The organism is Streptomyces sp. NPDC001157 (assembly GCF_053598255.1).
On the sequence record NZ_JBSFJW010000024.1, the window covers coordinates 1 to 17,321 of the forward strand.

Annotated in this window: 19 protein-coding genes; 7 read left to right on the forward strand and 12 right to left on the reverse strand. The window is 71.3% G+C overall.

Annotated elements, in window-relative coordinates; all coding sequences use genetic code 11:
- Positions 1-152 precede the first annotated feature (152 nt).
- From ACWDAG_RS32065 to ACWDAG_RS32080, 4 genes are all read right to left on the reverse strand, one after another.
- Entirely contained in the window at positions 153-794 is a 642-nt protein-coding gene (locus tag ACWDAG_RS32065; protein WP_450699041.1) for a PadR family transcriptional regulator, read from the reverse strand.
- A gap of 24 nt (positions 795-818) precedes the next feature.
- On the reverse strand, positions 819-1,358 hold the full coding sequence (locus ACWDAG_RS32070; protein ID WP_450699042.1) for a DinB family protein: 540 nt from the start codon (positions 1,356-1,358) through the stop codon (positions 819-821).
- 188 nt (positions 1,359-1,546) lie between these two features.
- A complete protein-coding gene (locus ACWDAG_RS32075; RefSeq protein ID WP_450699043.1) occupies positions 1,547-3,007 on the reverse strand; it encodes an aldehyde dehydrogenase family protein in 1,461 nt (486 codons plus the stop codon).
- 95 nt (positions 3,008-3,102) lie between these two features.
- Entirely contained in the window at positions 3,103-3,927 is an 825-nt protein-coding gene (locus tag ACWDAG_RS32080) for a helix-turn-helix domain-containing protein (protein WP_351472851.1), read from the reverse strand.
- A 360-nt stretch (positions 3,928-4,287) separates the two neighbouring features.
- Here ACWDAG_RS32080 and ACWDAG_RS32085 point away from each other — a divergent pair, with 360 nt between their 5' ends.
- The gene (locus ACWDAG_RS32085; protein WP_450699044.1) at positions 4,288-4,782 is read left to right on the forward strand and encodes an ATP-binding protein; all 495 of its coding nucleotides are present in this window, start codon (positions 4,288-4,290) and stop codon (positions 4,780-4,782) included.
- Between the two features lie 92 nt (positions 4,783-4,874).
- Here the strand turns inward: ACWDAG_RS32085 and ACWDAG_RS32090 are convergent, their stop codons facing one another.
- From ACWDAG_RS32090 to rpmG, 5 genes are all read right to left on the reverse strand, one after another.
- Positions 4,875-5,093, reverse strand: coding sequence for a DUF397 domain-containing protein (locus ACWDAG_RS32090; RefSeq protein WP_115913352.1), 219 nt, complete (start codon positions 5,091-5,093; stop codon positions 4,875-4,877).
- A gap of 302 nt (positions 5,094-5,395) precedes the next feature.
- Positions 5,396-5,629: a 30S ribosomal protein S18 gene (rpsR, locus tag ACWDAG_RS32095; protein WP_450699045.1), complete on the reverse strand. Its 234-nt coding sequence runs from the start codon at positions 5,627-5,629 to the stop codon at positions 5,396-5,398.
- Positions 5,630-5,634: 5 nt separating this feature from the next.
- Positions 5,635-6,762 (reverse strand): CobW family GTP-binding protein, encoded by a 1,128-nt coding sequence (locus ACWDAG_RS32100; protein ID WP_450699046.1) that lies wholly within the window; start codon positions 6,760-6,762, stop codon positions 5,635-5,637.
- Positions 6,759-7,013, reverse strand: a complete 255-nt coding sequence (locus ACWDAG_RS32105) for a type B 50S ribosomal protein L31 (protein WP_450699047.1) — start codon at positions 7,011-7,013, stop codon at positions 6,759-6,761. Before ACWDAG_RS32105 ends, ACWDAG_RS32100 begins: the two co-directional genes overlap by 4 nt.
- Positions 7,014-7,022: 9 nt before the next feature.
- Positions 7,023-7,187 (reverse strand): 50S ribosomal protein L33, encoded by a 165-nt coding sequence (gene rpmG / locus ACWDAG_RS32110; RefSeq protein ID WP_030573688.1) that lies wholly within the window; start codon positions 7,185-7,187, stop codon positions 7,023-7,025.
- Between the two features lie 73 nt (positions 7,188-7,260).
- On the opposite strand from rpmG, the gene rpmB reads away from it, so the two are divergent.
- The 4 genes from rpmB (at position 7,261) to ACWDAG_RS32130 (ending at position 9,142) form a co-directional block, all read left to right on the forward strand.
- Positions 7,261-7,497: a 50S ribosomal protein L28 gene (gene rpmB, locus ACWDAG_RS32115; RefSeq protein ID WP_450699048.1), complete on the forward strand. Its 237-nt coding sequence runs from the start codon at positions 7,261-7,263 to the stop codon at positions 7,495-7,497.
- Positions 7,497-7,802, forward strand: coding sequence for a 30S ribosomal protein S14 (gene rpsN / locus ACWDAG_RS32120; RefSeq protein ID WP_450699049.1), 306 nt, complete (start codon positions 7,497-7,499; stop codon positions 7,800-7,802). Before rpmB ends, rpsN begins: the two co-directional genes overlap by 1 nt.
- 183 nt (positions 7,803-7,985) lie before the next feature.
- Positions 7,986-8,513 carry a hypothetical protein gene (locus ACWDAG_RS32125; RefSeq protein ID WP_450699050.1) on the forward strand — a complete coding sequence of 176 codons (528 nt, stop codon included), beginning with the start codon at positions 7,986-7,988 and terminating at the stop codon, positions 8,511-8,513.
- A gap of 104 nt (positions 8,514-8,617) precedes the next feature.
- Positions 8,618-9,142: a DUF4232 domain-containing protein gene (locus tag ACWDAG_RS32130; RefSeq protein WP_450699051.1), complete on the forward strand. Its 525-nt coding sequence runs from the start codon at positions 8,618-8,620 to the stop codon at positions 9,140-9,142.
- 70 nt (positions 9,143-9,212) lie between these two features.
- Here ACWDAG_RS32130 and ACWDAG_RS32135 read toward each other — a convergent pair whose 3' ends face one another.
- Together ACWDAG_RS32135 and ACWDAG_RS32140 are read right to left on the reverse strand one after the other, a co-directional pair.
- On the reverse strand, positions 9,213-10,370 hold the full coding sequence (locus ACWDAG_RS32135; protein ID WP_450699052.1) for a DUF2786 domain-containing protein: 1,158 nt from the start codon (positions 10,368-10,370) through the stop codon (positions 9,213-9,215).
- A gap of 34 nt (positions 10,371-10,404) precedes the next feature.
- The gene (locus ACWDAG_RS32140) at positions 10,405-11,349 is read right to left on the reverse strand and encodes a S41 family peptidase (RefSeq protein WP_450699053.1); all 945 of its coding nucleotides are present in this window, start codon (positions 11,347-11,349) and stop codon (positions 10,405-10,407) included.
- Between the two features lie 338 nt (positions 11,350-11,687).
- Between ACWDAG_RS32140 and ACWDAG_RS32145 the strand changes: the two genes are divergently transcribed.
- Together ACWDAG_RS32145 and ACWDAG_RS32150 are read left to right on the forward strand one after the other, a co-directional pair.
- Complete coding sequence (locus ACWDAG_RS32145; protein ID WP_450699054.1) at positions 11,688-12,422, forward strand: Clp protease N-terminal domain-containing protein; 735 nt, start codon at positions 11,688-11,690, stop codon at positions 12,420-12,422.
- Positions 12,423-12,470: 48 nt separating this feature from the next.
- Positions 12,471-14,162 (forward strand): bifunctional 3'-5' exonuclease/DNA polymerase, encoded by a 1,692-nt coding sequence (locus ACWDAG_RS32150; protein WP_450699055.1) that lies wholly within the window; start codon positions 12,471-12,473, stop codon positions 14,160-14,162.
- Between the two features lie 116 nt (positions 14,163-14,278).
- Here the strand turns inward: ACWDAG_RS32150 and ACWDAG_RS32155 are convergent, their stop codons facing one another.
- Positions 14,279-17,308 carry a BTAD domain-containing putative transcriptional regulator gene (locus tag ACWDAG_RS32155; protein ID WP_450699056.1) on the reverse strand — a complete coding sequence of 1,010 codons (3,030 nt, stop codon included), beginning with the start codon at positions 17,306-17,308 and terminating at the stop codon, positions 14,279-14,281.
- Between the last annotated feature and the right edge of the window lie 13 nt (positions 17,309-17,321).

The window sequence follows — 17,321 nt, forward strand, 5'->3', positions numbered from 1 at the left end:
GGTCCGGCAGCAACGGCTCGATGCGTGCCCACTGGGCGTCAGTCAACGACACACCAGACCAACGATCCGATGATCTGAAGGAAACGGCCTAGGGCACCAGCCGCTCAGGGCTGCAACCCGCGTCCGCCCCATGCATCCGGCAAAGGGCACGCTCAGCGCGTGTCTCCCGGATGCGGCTCCCCGGTCGCGTACGGGTTCTCCTCCCCCTCGGCGAGGACGCCGACGAACGGTGCGCCCTCGCCCGCGAACGTGTACGCCCCGCTCTCGATCCGCGCGATCAGCCCCTGGGTCCACTCGGCCTCGGCATCGGCCGTGTGGACCCAGAGGTTCATGATCTCGCCGATGTGGCCGAGCTGTTCGGGGCCGTCCTGAGGGATGTAGTGCTCGGTGACGGCCCCGCGCCACTCCTCGATCCGCCGGATCCGCTCCTTCAGGAGCGCCACCGCCTCGGCGCGCGGCAGGTCGACGATGAAGCCGATGGACGCCGACTTGACGTCCATTTTCTGGTCGTACGAGGTCAGGGCCTCGCGCAGCAGCCGGAAGTACTCCTCGGTGCCCCGGTCGGTGATCTCGTACTCCGTGCGCGGCGGGCCGCCGGCCGTGGACGGCGCGATCTCGTGCGCGTGCAGCAGCCCTTGCTTCGCCATCTGTTTGAGCGCGTGGTAGATCGAGCCGGGCTTGGCGTTGGACCACTCGTGCGCGCCCCAGTACTCCAGGTCGCCCCGCACCTGGTAGCCGTGGGCCCGCCCGTGCTGGCGGACCGCGCCGAGCACGAGGAGACGGATCGCGGACATGCCGCCCAGCTTATTGTCAAGGGCTCAGCCCGCTTGCTCCAGGGCGACCAGTTCGAACGCCGTCTTCCCGTCGAGGGACTCGCGGATGATGTCGGCGTGGCCCGCGTGCCGGGCCGTCTCGCGGATCAGGTGCAGGCAGAGCCAGCGCACCGAGACACGGCCCTCCGGCGGGAACCAGGGGTCGTTCGGGAGCGGGAAGCTGTCGTCGAGGCTCGGCACCGAGCGGATGTACGCCTCCGTCTCGGCGGCGACCTTCTCCCAGTACGCGAGCTGCGACTCGACGGTCTCGCCGTCGACGAGCTGGAAGGTCTCGTGCCAGTTGGTCTCGTCCCGCTTGATCGCCGGGGGCTCCTGCTTGGCCCGGGCGATCCAGCCCTGCTCCACCTCGACGACATGCTTGAGCAGACCGGAGAGGGACAGCTCGCTTGCGCTCGGCCTGCTCGCGGCCTGCTCCGGGGTGAGTCCGAGCAGCGCCCGGCGGATGCCGCCGCGCTGCTCCTCGATGAACGCGAGCAGTGCCCCGCGCTCGTCGCCCTGCGCCTCTGCCGGTACGTGCATGACCATGACCGTCGCCTTTCGATGGATCGGAGCCTCGGGAGGCCTCCTGACACCGATGAAGTTACGGGGCCTTTAGGTCAGGTCCTGTCCTCAATCGGAGGGCGCGCAAGGAAGTTCCACCCGGGGAAGATCATGACGGCAGAAACGTCAGGGGAGGGCTGGGAGGTCGGCCCGCCAAATTCCACGGAACCCAATCAGAACGGGAACCCGCTCCGCCCGTGCTGCACCGAGATCCACTTCTGCGTCGTGAAGCACTCGACGGTGCCCTCACCGTTCAGGCGGCCGAGGCCGGAGCTCTTCTCGCCGCCGAAGGGGACGAGGGGCTCGTCGTGGACGGTGCCGTCGTTGACGTGGAACATGCCGGTGTCGATCTGCTTGGCGAAGGAGACGCCCCGCTCGATGTCGCCCGTGTGGACGGCGCCGCTCAGGCCGTACGGAGTGTCGTTGACGATGCGTACGGCCTCCTCTTCGCCGTCGAAGGGGATGAGGAAGGCGACCGGGCCGAAGACCTCCTGCCGCAGCAGGGCGGAGCCGGCGGGGACGCCGGTCAGGACGGACGGTTCGACGAGGTTGTCGGTCCGGCCGCCGCGTACCAGAGCCGTGGCGCCCTCGGCGAGCGCCTGGTCGATCACGCCTGTCACAGCGTCCGCCTTGGAGCGGTTGATGAGCGGACCGATGACCGTCTCGGGCTCGCGGGGATCTCCGGTCTTGAGCGTCTTCACCTTGGCGACGAACTTCTCGGTGAACTCGTCGAAGACCGAGCGGTCGACCAGGACGCGGTTGGCGGCCATGCAGATCTGGCCCTGGTGGACGTATCGGCTGAAGACGGCCGCGTCGACGGCGTAGTCGACATCGGCGTCGTCGAGGACCACCAGCGCGCTGTTGCCGCTCAGTTCGAGGACCGAGCGTTTGAGGTTCGCGGCGCATACGGCGGCGATGTGGCGCCCGACCTGGTCGGAGCCGGTGAAGGAGATGACCTCCAGGAGAGGGTGGTCGATGAAGGCGTCACCGATCTCGGCTATGTCGGTGATGACGACGTTCAGCAGGCCGCCGGGCAGACCGGCGTCCTGGAAGATCTTGGCGACCAGTGAGCCGCCGACGATCGGGGTCTCCTGATGCGGCTTGAGGACCACGGCGTTACCGAGGGCCAGGGCCGGGGCGACCGACTTGATCGAGAGGAGGAAGGGGAAGTTGTAGGAGCTGATCACACCCACCACACCGACCGGAACGCGGTGGACGCGGTTCTCCTTGCCGTCGACGGGAGAAGGGAGGATCCTGCCTTCGGGGCTCAGTGCCTGGTTGGCCGCCTCGCGCAGGAACTCCTTGGCGAGGCGCAGTTCGAAGTCCGCCTTCAGCCGGGTGCCGCCCAGTTCGGTGATGATCGCGTCGGCGATCTCCTGCTCGCGCTCCTCGACCAGGCGCAGCGCCTTTTCGAGGACGGCTCGGCGGGCGTACGGGTTGGTCGCGGCCCACTGCTTCTGGGCGCGGGCGGCCGCCTGGTAGGCCTGATCGACCTCGTCGACCGTGGCTATGGTGATCGAGGCCAGCTTCTCACCGTCGTACGGGTTGAAGTCGATGACGTCCCAGGAACCGGTACCCGGGCGCCACTCACCGTCGATGTACTGCTGAGCCAGATCGGTGAAGTACGACGCCATGCGATCCCTCATCCCAACTTCACGGTGTGATCACACGTCATCGTACGTGCGTTTCAAGCGAGTTGGGTGGCTCCGCTCACATTCGAGGGGAAACCCTAGGACAGCTGGAGCAGGCCCCGCAGCACGTCCCGGCTCTCGTCCGGACCCGGGCTGTCCTGCTGCAACTCCTTCATCGCCTTCTCGTACTGGGTGACGTCCTCGTGCTTGTCGAGGTAGAGCGCGCTGGTGAGCTGTTCCAGGTAGACGACGTCCGAGAGGTCCGACTCCGGGAAACTGAGGATGGTGAAGGCGCCGGACTCGCCGGAGTGGCCGCCGAAGCTGAACGGCATCACCTGCAGCCGCACGTTCGGGCGCTCGGAGACCTCGATGAGGTGCTGGAGCTGGCCGCGCATGACCTCGCGGTCGCCGTAGGGGCGGCGCAGGGCGGCCTCGTCCAGGACGATGTGGAACTCGGGAGCCTTCTCGGAGACGAGGTACTTCTGCCGCTCCAGGCGCAGCGCCACGCGCCGCTCGACGTCCGCCTCGCTCGCGCCCTTCATGCCGCGCCGCACGACCGCGCGGGCGTATTCCTCGGTCTGCAGCAGGCCGTGCACGAACTGCACCTCGTAGACACGGATGAGGCTGGCGGCGCCCTCCAGGCCGACGTAGGTGGGGAACCAGCTGGGCAGGACGTCCGAGTAACTGTGCCACCAGCCCGCGACGTTGGCTTCCCGGGCGAGGGCGAGCAGCGAGGTGCGCTCCTGCTCGTCCGTGATGCCGTACAGCGTCAACAGGTCTTCCACATCACGCGTCTTGAAGCTCACCCGGCCCAACTCCATCCGGCTGATCTTCGACTCGGAGGCACGGATCGAGTAGCCCGCCGCCTCGCGCGTGATGCCGCGGGCCTCACGCAGCCGCCTGAGTTGCGAGCCGAGCAGCATGCGCCGCACCACCGATCCGGGCTCTCCCACGCTCACGTTCGCCAGCCTCCCCAACGCCTTCAGGGGCCGAAGTCTGCCACTAAATCACTCCGAGCAGTACTCGACCGATTACAGAGAAGCAAAGAACCCAAAGATTCTGCACAGGAAGAGGGAAGGAGTTGGCAAGCAGAGGGGGAGAAGATGGCGGAAAAAATGGCCAACAAGCGGTACGGGAGGGTCCAATTCGGTCGCGTGCACGTGCATCTGCACCTTGCATCTGCACCGCGCATCCAAGACCATGGTCTCGCGCAACCGCTGCATCGCAACGCAACGACCGCGAATTCCTCGGGAGTGCCTCGCATGGGGACGAATGGATCGACCATGCTCGAGCCGTTACGGCAGGGCCTTCCGCCGCTGGATCCCGCGGCCGTGTCCAATGCCGCCTCCTGCGCTCTGCCCGCCCGCTACGAAGCGGTGCGCGAGGCAAGGCTGTTCACCCGCAGAACGCTCGACCAGTGGGACATAGGCGACCGCTTCGACGACGTCTGTCTGGTGGTTTCCGAGCTGGTCACCAACTCGCTGCGGCACGGCCTGCCGGCCGGCACCCTGCGCACCGCCGAGCAGAGCCCGCCCGTGCGGCTGCATCTGATGCGCTGGACGGAGCGGCTGGTGTGCGCGGTGCGCGACCCGAGCCATGCGACCCCGACCCCGCGCGAGGCGGACGACTTCTCGGCGGAGTCGGGCCGCGGCCTGTTCCTGGTCGACTCGTTCGCCGACAGCTGGGGCTGGCACCCGATGGCCGGCACGCTCGGCGGCAAGGTCGTCTGGGCCTTGTTCCAGCTGTCGCACCCGCCCCAGCCGCTGGCCGCCGAATAGCGCACCCCGGCGCCGTCCGACGCCGGGTTTCTACGCGCGTTACTGGACGCAACACACCGATTGCCCCGAATTGCACCGGGGTGAAGGAGGAGTCAGCCCGCTATCAGGTGATCGAACTCGCCGTCCTTGATGCCCAGGAGCATCGCCTCGATCTCCGCGCGCGTATAGACGAGGGCCGGACCGTCGGGGAAGCGCGAGTTGCGCACGGCCACGTCCCCGCCGGGCAGCCGGGCGAACTCCACACAGGAGCCCTGCGAGTTGCTGTGCCGGCTCTTCTGCCAGGCCACACCGTTCAACTCCGTGGCTGCCATGCCGTTGTACACGTCGTGGTCCACAGGTCGCTCCCGGTGGTGCGGTGGCTTTGGAGCCAGTGATGCAGCGGTCAACTGGTCCGGATCATAGCTGTGTTCACGTGCGGGTGCATGAGCAGATGCACGTGCACGCGCGGTGGTTCTGTGGTTACAGCTGTGACGTACGGGGTGTGGCATCCGTTCCGGCGCATGCCCCAGGGGTCATGCGACATGCGCCGAACCGGAACTCGTACACAGGAAGAGACGCGTACCGCGGCTTTTGTGTTCCATCCCCCAAATGACGTTCGCAGGATCGGCCAGGGTCAGCGGCCGGCGTACGGCAACAGCGCCATCTCCCGCGCGTTCTTGATCGCACGGGCGAGCAGTCGCTGCTGCTGGGCCGTGACACGGGTGACACGGCGGCTGCGGATCTTGCCGCGGTCGGAGATGAACTTCCGCAGCAGATCGGTGTCCTTGTAGTCGATGTAGGTGATGCCGGCCTGGTCCAGCGGGTTGGGGCGGGACTTGGCGGGGGTGCGGTCGGGCTTGCGGGCCATGCGGGTCAGACCTCCAGGAGGGTGTCGAAGGCGGGCGGCAGCCGCTTCCATGCGGCGCGCCCGGCGGCGTACTCGGCATCGGTCAGCAGGCAGGACTCCAGCAGGTGTTCGAGTCCGTCGCGGTCGAGGCCGGGAGAGGTGAAGACAAGGTGCTGGCAGCAGTCGCCGTGCTCGGGATGCCAGTCCAGCGCGGCGGCGGCCCGGCGCACGGGCGGGACCATGTCCCAGGCGGCGTCCGGGAGCGAGGCCAGCCACGGCCCCGCGCTCTCCACGCACAGCGCCCCGCCCGCCGCGTCCCAGTGCAGCAAGGTGTCCGGCTTGTCGGCGAGCCAGAACCGCCCCCGGCTGCGGGCGGCGGCGCAGGTCAGGTCCTCCAGCGCCGCATACAGCCGCTCCGGGTGGAAGGGGCGGCTGCGGTGCCAGACGAGGGTGGAGACGCCGTGTGCGTCGGCCTCGGCGGGGAGGAGCGCGCAGGCCGGATGCTGGGCGGCGGCCGCCGCCTCGACGTCGAAGCCCGCGAGGGCGGCCGTCGCCAGGTCGCCGTGGCCGATGACGACCTGGCGGGCCGTCGGGTGCAGCTGGGCGAGCAGTTCGCGGTCCTCCTCGTCGGCCTCCTCGGAGTCGGTGACCGCGAGGACGGGGGCGTACTCCAGCTGGCGCGCGAACGTGTCCGCGACCGTCCGCTGGTCCGTGGCCGCCGCGGCGAGGCCGCCGTCGGCGAGGTCGTCGCCGTTGCCGAGGTAGGGCAGGACGAGGGCCGGGTCCACGGCGGTGATCACCCCGGTGACCGTCAGGCCTCCGGCCACGACCACCTCGGCCATGGCCTTGGGCTCCACGGAGTCCCACAGCTCGACGACGGCGAGGCGGGTGTCCCCCGCGTCCGCGAGCCGGCGCAGTTCGGGGACGAGGTCCTCCCTGAGCGCACAGCACGCGCAGTCGTTGACCAGGGGCGCCTCGCCGGCCGACACGAGGCCGGTGGCGTCGCGGACCGTCCGTACGACCGTGCCCGCCGCGGCCGTGGCGAGGTCGTGGTGGAGTACGACGCTGCCCGGGACGTCGGCGAGCAGTCGGGCGACGGCCGCCTTGCGGGCGTCGGCGTGCAGCCCGCCGACGATCACCACCGACAGGCTCACGCTCCGCCCCGCTTCCCGAACCGGCGCTCGAAGCGCTCCACACGGCCGGCGGTGTCCAGGACACGGGCGGTGCCGGTGTAGAAGGGGTGGCTGACGTTCGAGATCTCGACGTCCACGACGGGGTACGGGTGGCCGTCCTCCCACTCGATCGTCTTGTCGCTGCTCATCGTCGAGCGGGTGAGGAAGGCGTGGTTCGCGGCACGGTCGCGGAAGACGACAGGACCGTAGGCCGGGTGGATTCCCTTGCGCATGGCGGTGGTTCAGCGCTCCTCTCGGAAGTCGACGTGGCGGCCGGCGACCGGGTCGTACTTGCGCAGGGTCATGCGGTCGGGGTCGTTGCGGCGGTTCTTGCGGGTCACGTAGGTGTAGCCGGTCCCCGCGGTGGACCGCAGTTTGATGACCGGGCGGAGTTCGTTGCGAGCCATGCTGGTACCTTACTGAAAATGAATTCCATTAGCGACATCGCTTCGGGGTCGCTTCAGGAGAGGTACGTCACCCATGTCCGCGCACTGCATGCTGACCGGCGCCCGGCCGGGCTTCGGCAACCGCATCTCCCACTCCCACCGGCGGACCTCCCGCCGTTTCGACCCCAACATCCAGAGCAAGCGGTACTGGCTGCCGAGCGAGGGCCGGTACGTACGGCTGCGGCTGAGCGCGAAGGGGATCAGGACCGTCGACGCGATCGGCGTCGAGGCGGCCGTGGCGCGGATCCGTGCGCGGGGGGTGCGGGTCTGATGGCGAAGAAGAGCAAGATCGCGAAGAACGAGCGGCGGCAGGCGATCGTCGCCCGGTACGCGGAGCGGCGCGCCGAGCTGAAGGAGATCATCCGGCGGCCTTCGTCGACGGAGGCGGAACGGGTCGCCGCCCAGCGGGAGTTGCGGCGCCAGCCGCGCGACGCGAGCGCGACACGGGTACGCAACCGTGACCAGGTGGACGGGCGGCCGCGAGGGTACTTCCGGGCGTTCGGGCTGTCGCGGGTCTCGTTGCGCGGGCAGGCGCATGCCGGGTATCTGCCGGGGGTGCGCAAGTCGTCCTGGTGAGCGCCGGTGGTTCCGGTGAGTGCGGGTGGTTCTGGTGAGTGCGGGTGGGTCCGGTGAATCTCACAGCCGCTCCTCATGGGCGGGACGGCCGTCCCTGGTAGCTTGCTGCGGGCATTCGGCCGTACGGTCCGGTCCTCCGGCCACGGCCTGCCCCTGCTCGTTGCTACTGCTTGGGAGCTACCAGTGACTTCGGCGTCCTTCACGCGTCCTGCCCGCACGGTGTCGCGCCGGCGGCTGCGGATCGCGGCCGCCGCCGCGGGGCTGGCGGGTGCGCTCGTGCTCACCGCGTGCAGCAGCGGCGGCGACTCCAAGGACGACTCCTCGTCGAGTCCCTCCGCCTCCACTGCCTCCACCGCGGACACGGGCGGCGGCACCGGCGGGACGACGAGCGCGTCCGACGGCCTGCAGGGAAGCTGGGTCGCCACGACCGGCGGCAAGGTCGTGGCCCTGGTGGTCAACGGCAAGCAGGCCGGGCTCTTCTCGACCGGCGGATCCGTGTGCAGCGGGACCGCGGGCAAGGAGGCCGGTATGCAGATGATCCACCTCAGCTGCACGAAGGGCGGCAAGGAGCGAGCCACGGGGATGGTCGACTCCGTGTCCAAGAGCTCGCTGAAGATCACCTGGTCGGGCACCGTGGGCAAGGAGACGTACCTCAAGACGGAGGGCGGGACCCTGCCGTCGGGGCTGCCGACGGCGAACCTCGGTCAGTAGTCCGGCAGGGCGGGCAACCGCTGCACGGGATCGTGCGTGATGATCCATGCACGCGATCACCGGCATCGCGCCGCCGAGCACCAGCAGAGCACCAGAGGATCCACATGCGCGCCACCCCGATCACCGTCGCCGCTCTCGCCGCGGCGCTCCTCCTGACCGCCTGCGACAGCAGCGGCGGTGACAGCGACTCCACCGACAAGAACAAGGCCGACGGCGCCTGCACGCTCGACGCCGTCGGCGTGCAGGTCGCGGCGAGCGCCGCCCCGTCCGCCGGGGACACCGGCAACGTCACCGTCACGCTCACCAACCGCGGCTCCAAGTGCACCCTGAACGGCTTCCCGGCCGTCGATCTCCAGGGGGGCAAGGCGTCGGGAGCCGTGCCGGCCGACAAGGCCGCGAAGGCGCAGAAGCTGAGCCTTGCCAAGGGCGGCACCGCCTCCTTCACGATCACGTATGTCCGGGGCGAGGCGGGCGGCACGAAGAGCCTGCCGGTGAAGGCGGCGACGTTCACCCTGCCCGGCTCCGGCGCCGGCCACAGCTTCCCGTGGTCGTACGGCGAGGTTGCCGTCAAGGGGGGCGCGGGTGCGCCGGACGCTTCGGTGAGTCCGTTCCAGCAGGCTGGGGACTGACGCTTCGCGGGTTGGGCCGATATGCGGCGGAGCCGCATATCGACACAGCCCCGCGCCCCTGTCGGGGCGCTCACGGAAGCCGCTGCCGGTTCCCCACCTGCGCCCGGTCCGCTGCCTGTGCTCCCTCCGTCCAGCCTGCCTCGTCGTTCACCCCGCGCAGGCGGGTCGTGTTCGTCTCGGGGAACATGCGGTCCGTGTGGGACGTGACCGCGACCTCGCGGGAGGCGAGTACCGGGAGCAGGTCGTCGGTCAGCTGGGTCTCGGCGGCCACCGCGAGGCGGGTGCCTATGCGGTGGGCGTAGGCCGCGAGGAAGGACTGCCGGAAGGTCTTGGTGCGCTTGCGGCCGCCCGCCCGCTGGGCGGTCTCCGCCTTCGTCATCGCCGTCGTGGCCTGTACGAGGAGCGAGGTGTAGAGGAGCTCGACGGCTTCCAGGTCGGCCTCGAAGCCGACGACGGTGGAGAAGCCCAGCGGTTCGTTCCACACGGCGCGGCAGTGGTTCGCGGTGGCGACCGCGTCCAGCAGCACGGCCTTGGCCTGCTCGTACGGCGCCTCGACGCCGATCCGGCAGGCGCCGGGGGCGTCCGGGGAGGGCGCTCGGGCCGCGAGCAGCGCCTCGTCGATGCTGTGCCGGGCCATCAGCTCCTGCGCCTTGGCGGACAGCGCCTCCGCCTCGTCCGGGAACCCGGTCGCCTCCGCCTTGGCGAGCAGCGCGCGGATGCGGGTGAGCATGCGGGACTCGGACGTCGGGCCGGCTCCGGGGGCGGAATCGGGCCGCCGCGTGGGCTCGTCGAGGGGTTCGAGGGCCGGCAGGCGCAGCAGCAGGCGGTACAGCTCCAGGACGGTGGTCGCGTGCGAGAAACGGTCGGTGCGAGGAGCGGTGTCGGTGGCCTCGGCTGCTTCGGCCGCTTCGGCGGTGAGCTCGTCCAGCTGCGCGGCCCAGCGGGGGCCGCGCGGGCGGTCGTCCGCCGTCTGCGCCCGGATCAGCTCCGACGCCAGCCGTACGTGTACGTCGTCCAGCTCGCGCCGCACGATCCGGACGACGTCGGCGGGCTCCCAGCCGCGCCGCCAGGCCGTCGCCACGAACTCCCGGCCGCGGCGGGCGAGTTCGCCATCCGCCGCCGGGTCTGCGGCCAGCAGGGAGGCGCCCGTGTCGAGGGCGGTGTCGGTTGCGGCGTACAGGGCGGCCTGGAAGGCGCGTTCGACGGTGCTGGACGGAGTGCTGGTCACTCGTCGATCGTGCCACGCGGCACTGACAGTCGGTTCAGCCGTGGATCAGGGCCAGCGCGCGGTCGAGGGCGTCCGGGGCCGGGCACGGGACGTCGGGGAGGACGCCGGTGCCCTCCCAGTTGGTGCCGGAGACCGGGTTGAGGGCACGGGCGACCGGGATGGTGGCCTCCAGGTTCGGATGGACCGTCCAGCCCTCGCGCGGGTGGGCGCCGCCGCGGGTGGCCTCCCCCACGATGGTCGCGCGACCCAGTTGCTGGAGGTCGTAGGCCAGTTCCTCGGCAGCGGAGAAGGTGTGGGGCCCGGTGAGGACGTGGACCGGCTTGGTGCCGCCGAAGCGGGCGCCCGGCACGTGCGGCAGGGTCCAGGACTGGTCGTAACGGTCGCCCACGCGCGCGTACATGGTGTTGAGGTGGGTGCGTTCGTCCAGGAGGTGGCTGCAGACGAAGGCGACGGTGTCCGGGTCGCCGCCGCCGTTGCCCCGCAGGTCCAGGATGAGCGCCTCGGCGCGGGCGACCAGGGTGAGCGCGGCGGTGAGCGGCTCGGCCGACCAGGACAGCGGGAAGAGGAGGGGGGCCAGTTCGAGCAGGGCGGTGCCGCCCGCGAGCAGCTCGACCCGGGGCACACCGCCCAGGGAGGCGTCGAAGTCGCGGCGCATCGCCGCCTCCGCGGCCTCGCCCTGGCCCGTCGGCACCTGCTCGGGGTGGTACTTGAGGCGCAGGTGCAGATCGCCGTTGACGGACTGCAGATCCGTGGTGACCAGTCCGCTCAGCTCCTCGGCGCTCTCCACGTCGTACGCCCCCTCCGCCAGGCGCCGGCGCAGCAGCACGGCGAGTTGCTCGGCGGCCTCCGGGAAGACGTAGTGCTCGGTGAGGAGCCGGGCCGTCTCGTCGACGACCGCGGGAACATCGGTGACGGGGACGGGAGCCGAGACAGGAGCGGGGGCCGTGGAGGACTGCGTCGTCAGCGTGGTCGTGGTCATGGCAGATGAGTCAATCACCGTCCCCGTGCGCCTCACACGGCATTTCCCAGGACTCGTCCCACCCACCGAAATGCGTTCGCCCCCCCTTTCCCGACATGGTGTTCATCGTGGCGATGGGCGGACGGGGCGGGCCCAGGACCGGGGTGCCGACCAAGGCCTTCCGGGACCGGGCGGTGCCGGTCGAGGAGGGCGCGGCGGCGGGCCTTCTGGCAAGGGGCGGTGACCACCTCCTCACTGCTGCGCCGCGGCCGGCGGGTGGCGCGCGGGCTGAACATCTTCAGCGACTCCAGTGTCAACCCAGGGTTGACGACCCTCGCCTGTCAACCTACGGTTGACACATGTCGACGAACCCGAACTTCACGCCATCCGTGCGTCTCGACGAACTCATCGCGGCCATCAAGAAGGTCCACGCCGAACCCCTCGAACAGCTCCAGGACGCGGTGATCGCGGCCGACCACCTCGGCGAGGTGGCGGACCATCTGATCGGTCACTTCGTGGACCAGGCGCGCCGCTCGGGCGCCTCCTGGACGGACATCGGCAAGAGCATGGGGGTCACCCGGCAGGCGGCGCAGAAGCGCTTCGTGCCCAAGGAGTCCACCGACCTGGACCCGAACCAGGGCTTCGGCCGCTACACCCCGCGCGCCCGCAACGTGGTGATGGCCGCCCACAACGAGGCGATCGCGGCCCGCAACACCGAGGGCCGCCCCGAGCACCTGATCCTCGGCCTGCTGGCCGAGCCGGACGGCCTCGCGGCCAAGGCGATCACGGCTCAGGGCATCCTCCTCGACACCGTGCGCCAGGCGGCGACCGCCGCCCTCCCGCCCGCCGCCGAGGAGGTCCCGGAACTCGTCCCCTACGGTTCCGACGCCAAGAAGGTCCTGGAACTCACCTTCCGCGAGGCCCTCCGCCTCGGCCACAACTACATCGGCACCGAGCACATCCTGCTGGCCCTGCTGGAGTTCGAGAACGGCGAGGGGGTGCTGGCCGGGCTCGGCCTCGACAAGGCGACGGTGGAGGCGGAGCTCGCCAAGGCGCTCGCGCAGTACCTGCAGGTCCCCGGTGAGGAGAGCTGACGGCCGTCCGGGAGGCCACTGTCAGACCCCCCTGCCACACTCGCAACCATGACCGACCGCTGGGCGCTCGCTCCGGCCGAGGACGGTGGCGTGGAGCTCGCCCCCCTCGGTCCGGACGGGCTGCTCGCCGGGCCGGTCCTGTGGGAGCCCGACCTCGCGACGGCCGTGCGGGGGCGGCCCGAGGTCGTGCGGTGGGTGTGGCGTTCCACGGCCGAGGTGTATCCGCGTCTGCTCGCCACGGGGGTGCGAGTGGAGCGGTGCTACGACATCGAGGACGCCGAGACCCTCCTGCTGGGCCACGAGGGGCGGTACGGCGAACCCCGCTCGGCGGCCGCCGCTCTGGCCCGGCTGCGCGGCGGCCCCGTACCGCCCGACCCGCCCCAGCGCTCCGCCGAACCGGGCGCGCAGTCCCCGCTCTTCGAACCGCAGACCGCCCCCGTGCCGCTGCCCGACCTCGTCGAGGTGTACGCCGAGCAGCAGCGCCGGCACGACGCCACCGCGCACCCCGACCGGATGCGGCTGCTGACCGCGGCCGAGTCGGCGGGGATGCTGGTGGCCGCCGAGATGAACCGCGCCGGGCTGCCCTGGAGCGCCGAGGTGCACCGCCGGGTTCTGCACGAACTGCTCGGCGAGCGGTACGCGGGCGGTGGCGAGCCCCGCCGTCTGGCCGAGCTCGCGGACGAGGTGTCCGCCGCCTTCGGGCGCCGCGTCCGGCCCGATCTGCCCGCGGACGTCATCAAGGCGTTCGCGCAGGCCGGGATCAAGATGAAGTCGACCCGGCGCTGGGAGATCGAGTCCGTCGACCACCCCGCGGTGAAGCCGCTGGTCGAGTACAAGAAGCTGTACCGCATCTGGGTCGCCCACGGCTGGTCGTGGCTGCAGGACTGGGTGCGTGACGGGCGGTTCAGGCCCGAGTTCCTCGCGGGCGGGACCGTCACGGGCAGATGGGTCACCCATGGCGGCGGAGCCCTCCAGATCCCCAGGGTGATCCGGCGCGCGGTGGTCGCCGACCCCGGCTGGCGGCTGGTCGTCGCGGACGCCGACCAGATGGAGCCGCGTGTGCTGGCCGCCATCTCCCGCGACCCGGGGCTGATGGAGGTGGCCGGGCGCGAGAGCGACCTCTACCAGTCCGTCTCCGACCGGGCCTTCTCCGGCGACCGCGCCCAGGCCAAGCTCGCCGTCCTCGGCGCGGTCTACGGCCAGACCTCCGGAGACGGCCTGAAGAACCTCGCCGCGCTCAGACGCCGCTTCCCGAAGGCGGTCGCGTACGTCGACGACGCGGCGCGCGCGGGCGAGGAAGGGCGGCTCGTACGGACCTGGCTCGGGCGGACCTGTCCGCCGGCGGCCGGGGCGGGCGAGGACGCGGCGGAGGAGGCGGGCATCCCGCAGGACGAACCGGCCGAGGCCCCGGCGGGGACCGAGTGGGTGCCGGGCTACGCCTCCACCAACACCCGCGCCCGCGGGCGGTTCGCCCGCAACTTCGTCGTCCAGGGGAGCGCGGCCGACTGGGCCCTGCTGGTGCTCGCCGCTCTGCGGCAGACGTGTGCGGGTATGGCGGCCGAGCTGGTGTTCTTCCAGCACGACGAGGTGATCGTGCACTGTCCTGCGCGGGAGGCCGGGGCGGTGGTTTCGGCGATTCGGGAGGCGGCGGAGCTGGCGGGGCGGTTGACGTTCGGTCAGACGCCGGTGCGGTTTCCGTTCACCACGGCGGTTGTGGAGTGTTATGCGGATGCGAAGTGAGCGGTGGCCGGTACTGGTGCGGCCCGGGGGGGTCGGTTTCGCTTGCCCGCGCGTACGGGGTGCCGCTGCGCCCACCCGTGCCGCCCCAGCGGCACGACTGCCCGCAGCTACGGCAGCTACGGCGGTGGCTCGCCGAGCAGCTCCCTCAGTTCGGCCACGACCGCCTTCTCGTCCGTTCCGTCCAGGGCGGCGAGTGCCGTGCGCCATTGTTCGTGTGCCCTCTCGGGGCACCCCTGTTCCCGTAGCAGGAGGCCGTGCTGGTGGCGGGCGAGGGCGCCCGTGTAGCGGTCGGTGCGGGTGTCCGCGCGGTGGAGCAGTTCGGCGCACTCGGCGTGGGCCCGTTCCGTACGGCCGAGCAGGCGCAGCGCCCGCACCAGGCCCAGCCGGGTCTGGGACTCGCCGTGCCAGTCGCCGTGGCCGCCGAGGATGCGCAGGCTCTCCTCGAAGTGGGGTACGGCGGCGGCCGGTTCGCCGAGGGTGAGGTGGGCGTAGCCGATGTTGCAGTGCGCGGAGTGCTGGACGATCACGGCGCCGATCTCCTGGCCGATCGCGAGCGAGCGGCGGTGCTGCTCGATGGCGGCCCGCGGATCGGTGTGCTCGTACAGGTTGCCGAGGTGGCTGTGGGTCACGGCCTCGCCGTGCGGGTCGTTCAGCTGCCGTGAGTACTCCAGGCTGCGGCGCAGGGCGCGGCCGGACTCCTCGTACCGGCCGAGCGCTTCGAGCAGCAGGCCGCGGTTGTTGAGGCAACGGCGCATCCAGGAGACGCGGTCGAGCCGCCGCCAGATCGTCAGCGCCCGGTCGTTGAGGGCGAGGGCCTCGCTCTGCCGGCCGGTCAGGAAGTGCAGCCCGGCGAGGTCGCCCAGCGCGTAGGCCTCGGCAGCCTCGTCACCGAGGTGCCGGGCCACGCGCAGGGCGGCCCGGCCGAGCACCTCCATCTCGGCGACGCGGCCACTGCGCAGCACGTAGGGGAAGAAGAGGCGGATCAGTGTCGAGATACGGGCGGCCCTGAGGGCCTGTACGTCGGCGTCGGCTTCGGCGTCCTCGGCGTGGCGCTCGACCAGCGTGACGATGTTCACCAGCTCCGTGTCGCCCCAGGCGAAGGCCTGTCCGGCGGATTCGAAGGTGGGGAGGGCGGCGACCTGTGCCGCGTGGTCCGGCGGCTGGGCCGCGGTCGGGCGGCGGCGGTCGTCCTGGTCGAGGCCCGGTTCGACGATCGCGGTGAGGGCGCGCTCGGCGACGGCGGCGTACCAGGGCAGGGCGGCGTCCACATCGCTGGCGCCCGCGGCCAGTTCGCGGGCGAAGTCGCGGACCAGGTCGTGCGGGGCGTAGCGGCCGTATGTCGTCTCCTCCAAGAGGGCCACGTCGACGAGCCGGTCAAGTGCGGCCTCGGCGCGGCGCTCGTCGGTGCCGACCAGATGGGCGAGGAGCGGGGCGCCGTATGCGGGCAGATCGAGCGCGCCGATACCGCGCAGCACGAGGGCGGCGTCCCGGTCGGCCTCCCGTTCCGAGGCGGCGAGTGCGTCGTGGGCGACGGCCAGGGAGCGGCGGACGCTCAGGTCGTCGTACTCCAGGTGGTGCAACCGGTCTTCCGTGGCGGCGAGTTGACCGGCCAGCATGTCGGGGGTGAGCGCGCGGCGCGCGGCGAGGCGGGCGGCGACGATGCGCAGCGCGAGCGGGAGGCGGCCGGTGAGTTCGACGAGGGGATGGGCCGCGTCCAGGGCGTCGCGGCCGGAGACCGCTCGCAGCAGCTCGGCGCTCTCTTCCCCGCTCAGGGGGGTGAGCGGGAAGCGTCGGGCGCCGTCGAGGGCGGTCAGCGGCGAACGGCTGGTGACGATCACGGCGCAGCCGGCGCCGGCCGGCAGCAGCGGCCGTACCTGAGCGGCGTGCGCGGCGTCGTCCAGGAGCAGGAGGGTGCGGGTCGGGGCGAGCAGGGAGCGCAGCAACGCGGCCGCCGCGTCCGGGTGTTCGGGGATGCGGCGGGGCTCGGTGCCCAGGTCACGCAGCAGAGCGGCGAGGGCCTGGGTGGACGTGAGAGGGGTCATGCCGGGGGTCGCGCCGTGCAGGTTGATGTACAGCTGACCGTCGGGGAAACGTTCCCTCAAGGTGTGGGCGACCTGTAGGGCGAGGGCGCTCTTGCCCACGCCCGCCATACCGCTGATGACGGCCACGGCAGGGGTCGGACCGGGCTCAAGGGCGCTGCGCAGGTCGTCGAGAGCGGGGGTGCGGCCCGTGAAGTGAGCGGGCGGAGGGGGCAGTTGGGCGGGCCGGGGCGACTGCGGGAGGGCCGGCGCGGGATCGTCCGTGCCGCCGGAAGCGGTGTCGTCCTCGCGCGGGGCACCCGGGAGCCCGGTGGTGGCGAGCACCTCGACGTGCGCGTCCTGCATCGCCGGGCCCGGTTCCACACCCAGTTCCTCCACCAGGCGGGCGCGCAGATCCCGGTGGACGGCCAGCGCCTCCGCCTGGCGGCCGGTGCGGTGCAGGGCGAGCATCAGCTGACGGTGGTACGCCTCCCGGAGCGGATACTCGGCGGCCAGTGCCGCCAGCTCCGGTACGAGACCGTCCAGTCGGGCACCGTCCACGGCCAGCTCGGCGTCGTAACACCACTCCAGAAGCAGCAGCCGCGCCTCCTTCAGGCGCTGGACGAAGGCGTATCCGCCCAGCTCGGCGGGGAGCCCGTCCAGTGGGGTGCCGCGCCACAGGGCGAGGGCGGACGTGCACTCACGCACGACCCGCTCCCAGTTGCGGGCTGCGAACGCGCCCCGTGCCGTGGCGAGGTGGCGTTCGAAGACATGCACGTCCAGTTCGCCCTGTTCGACACGCAGCACATAACCGGGCGGCACGGCCCGCAGTCGCTCGGGGTCGTCGAGCAGCCTTCGCAGACGGGCCACATGGTTGTGCAGCGAGGCCTGCGCGGACGCGGGCGGCGCACCGCCCCACAGCGCGTCCTTGAGCGACTCGACGGAGACGACACGGCCGGCTTCGAGGAGCAGCGCGGCGAGCAGGGTGCGCACCTTGGGGCTGCCGATGGCTTTGACGTCGACCTCGCCGGAGCCATCCGCGCCGTCTCCGAGGGCTCCGGCCTCGCTGTGGACGTCGTAGAGAACGGGCGGCCCCAGGAGTCCGAACCGCAGCTGGCCCCGCCTCACGCCGCCCACTGCC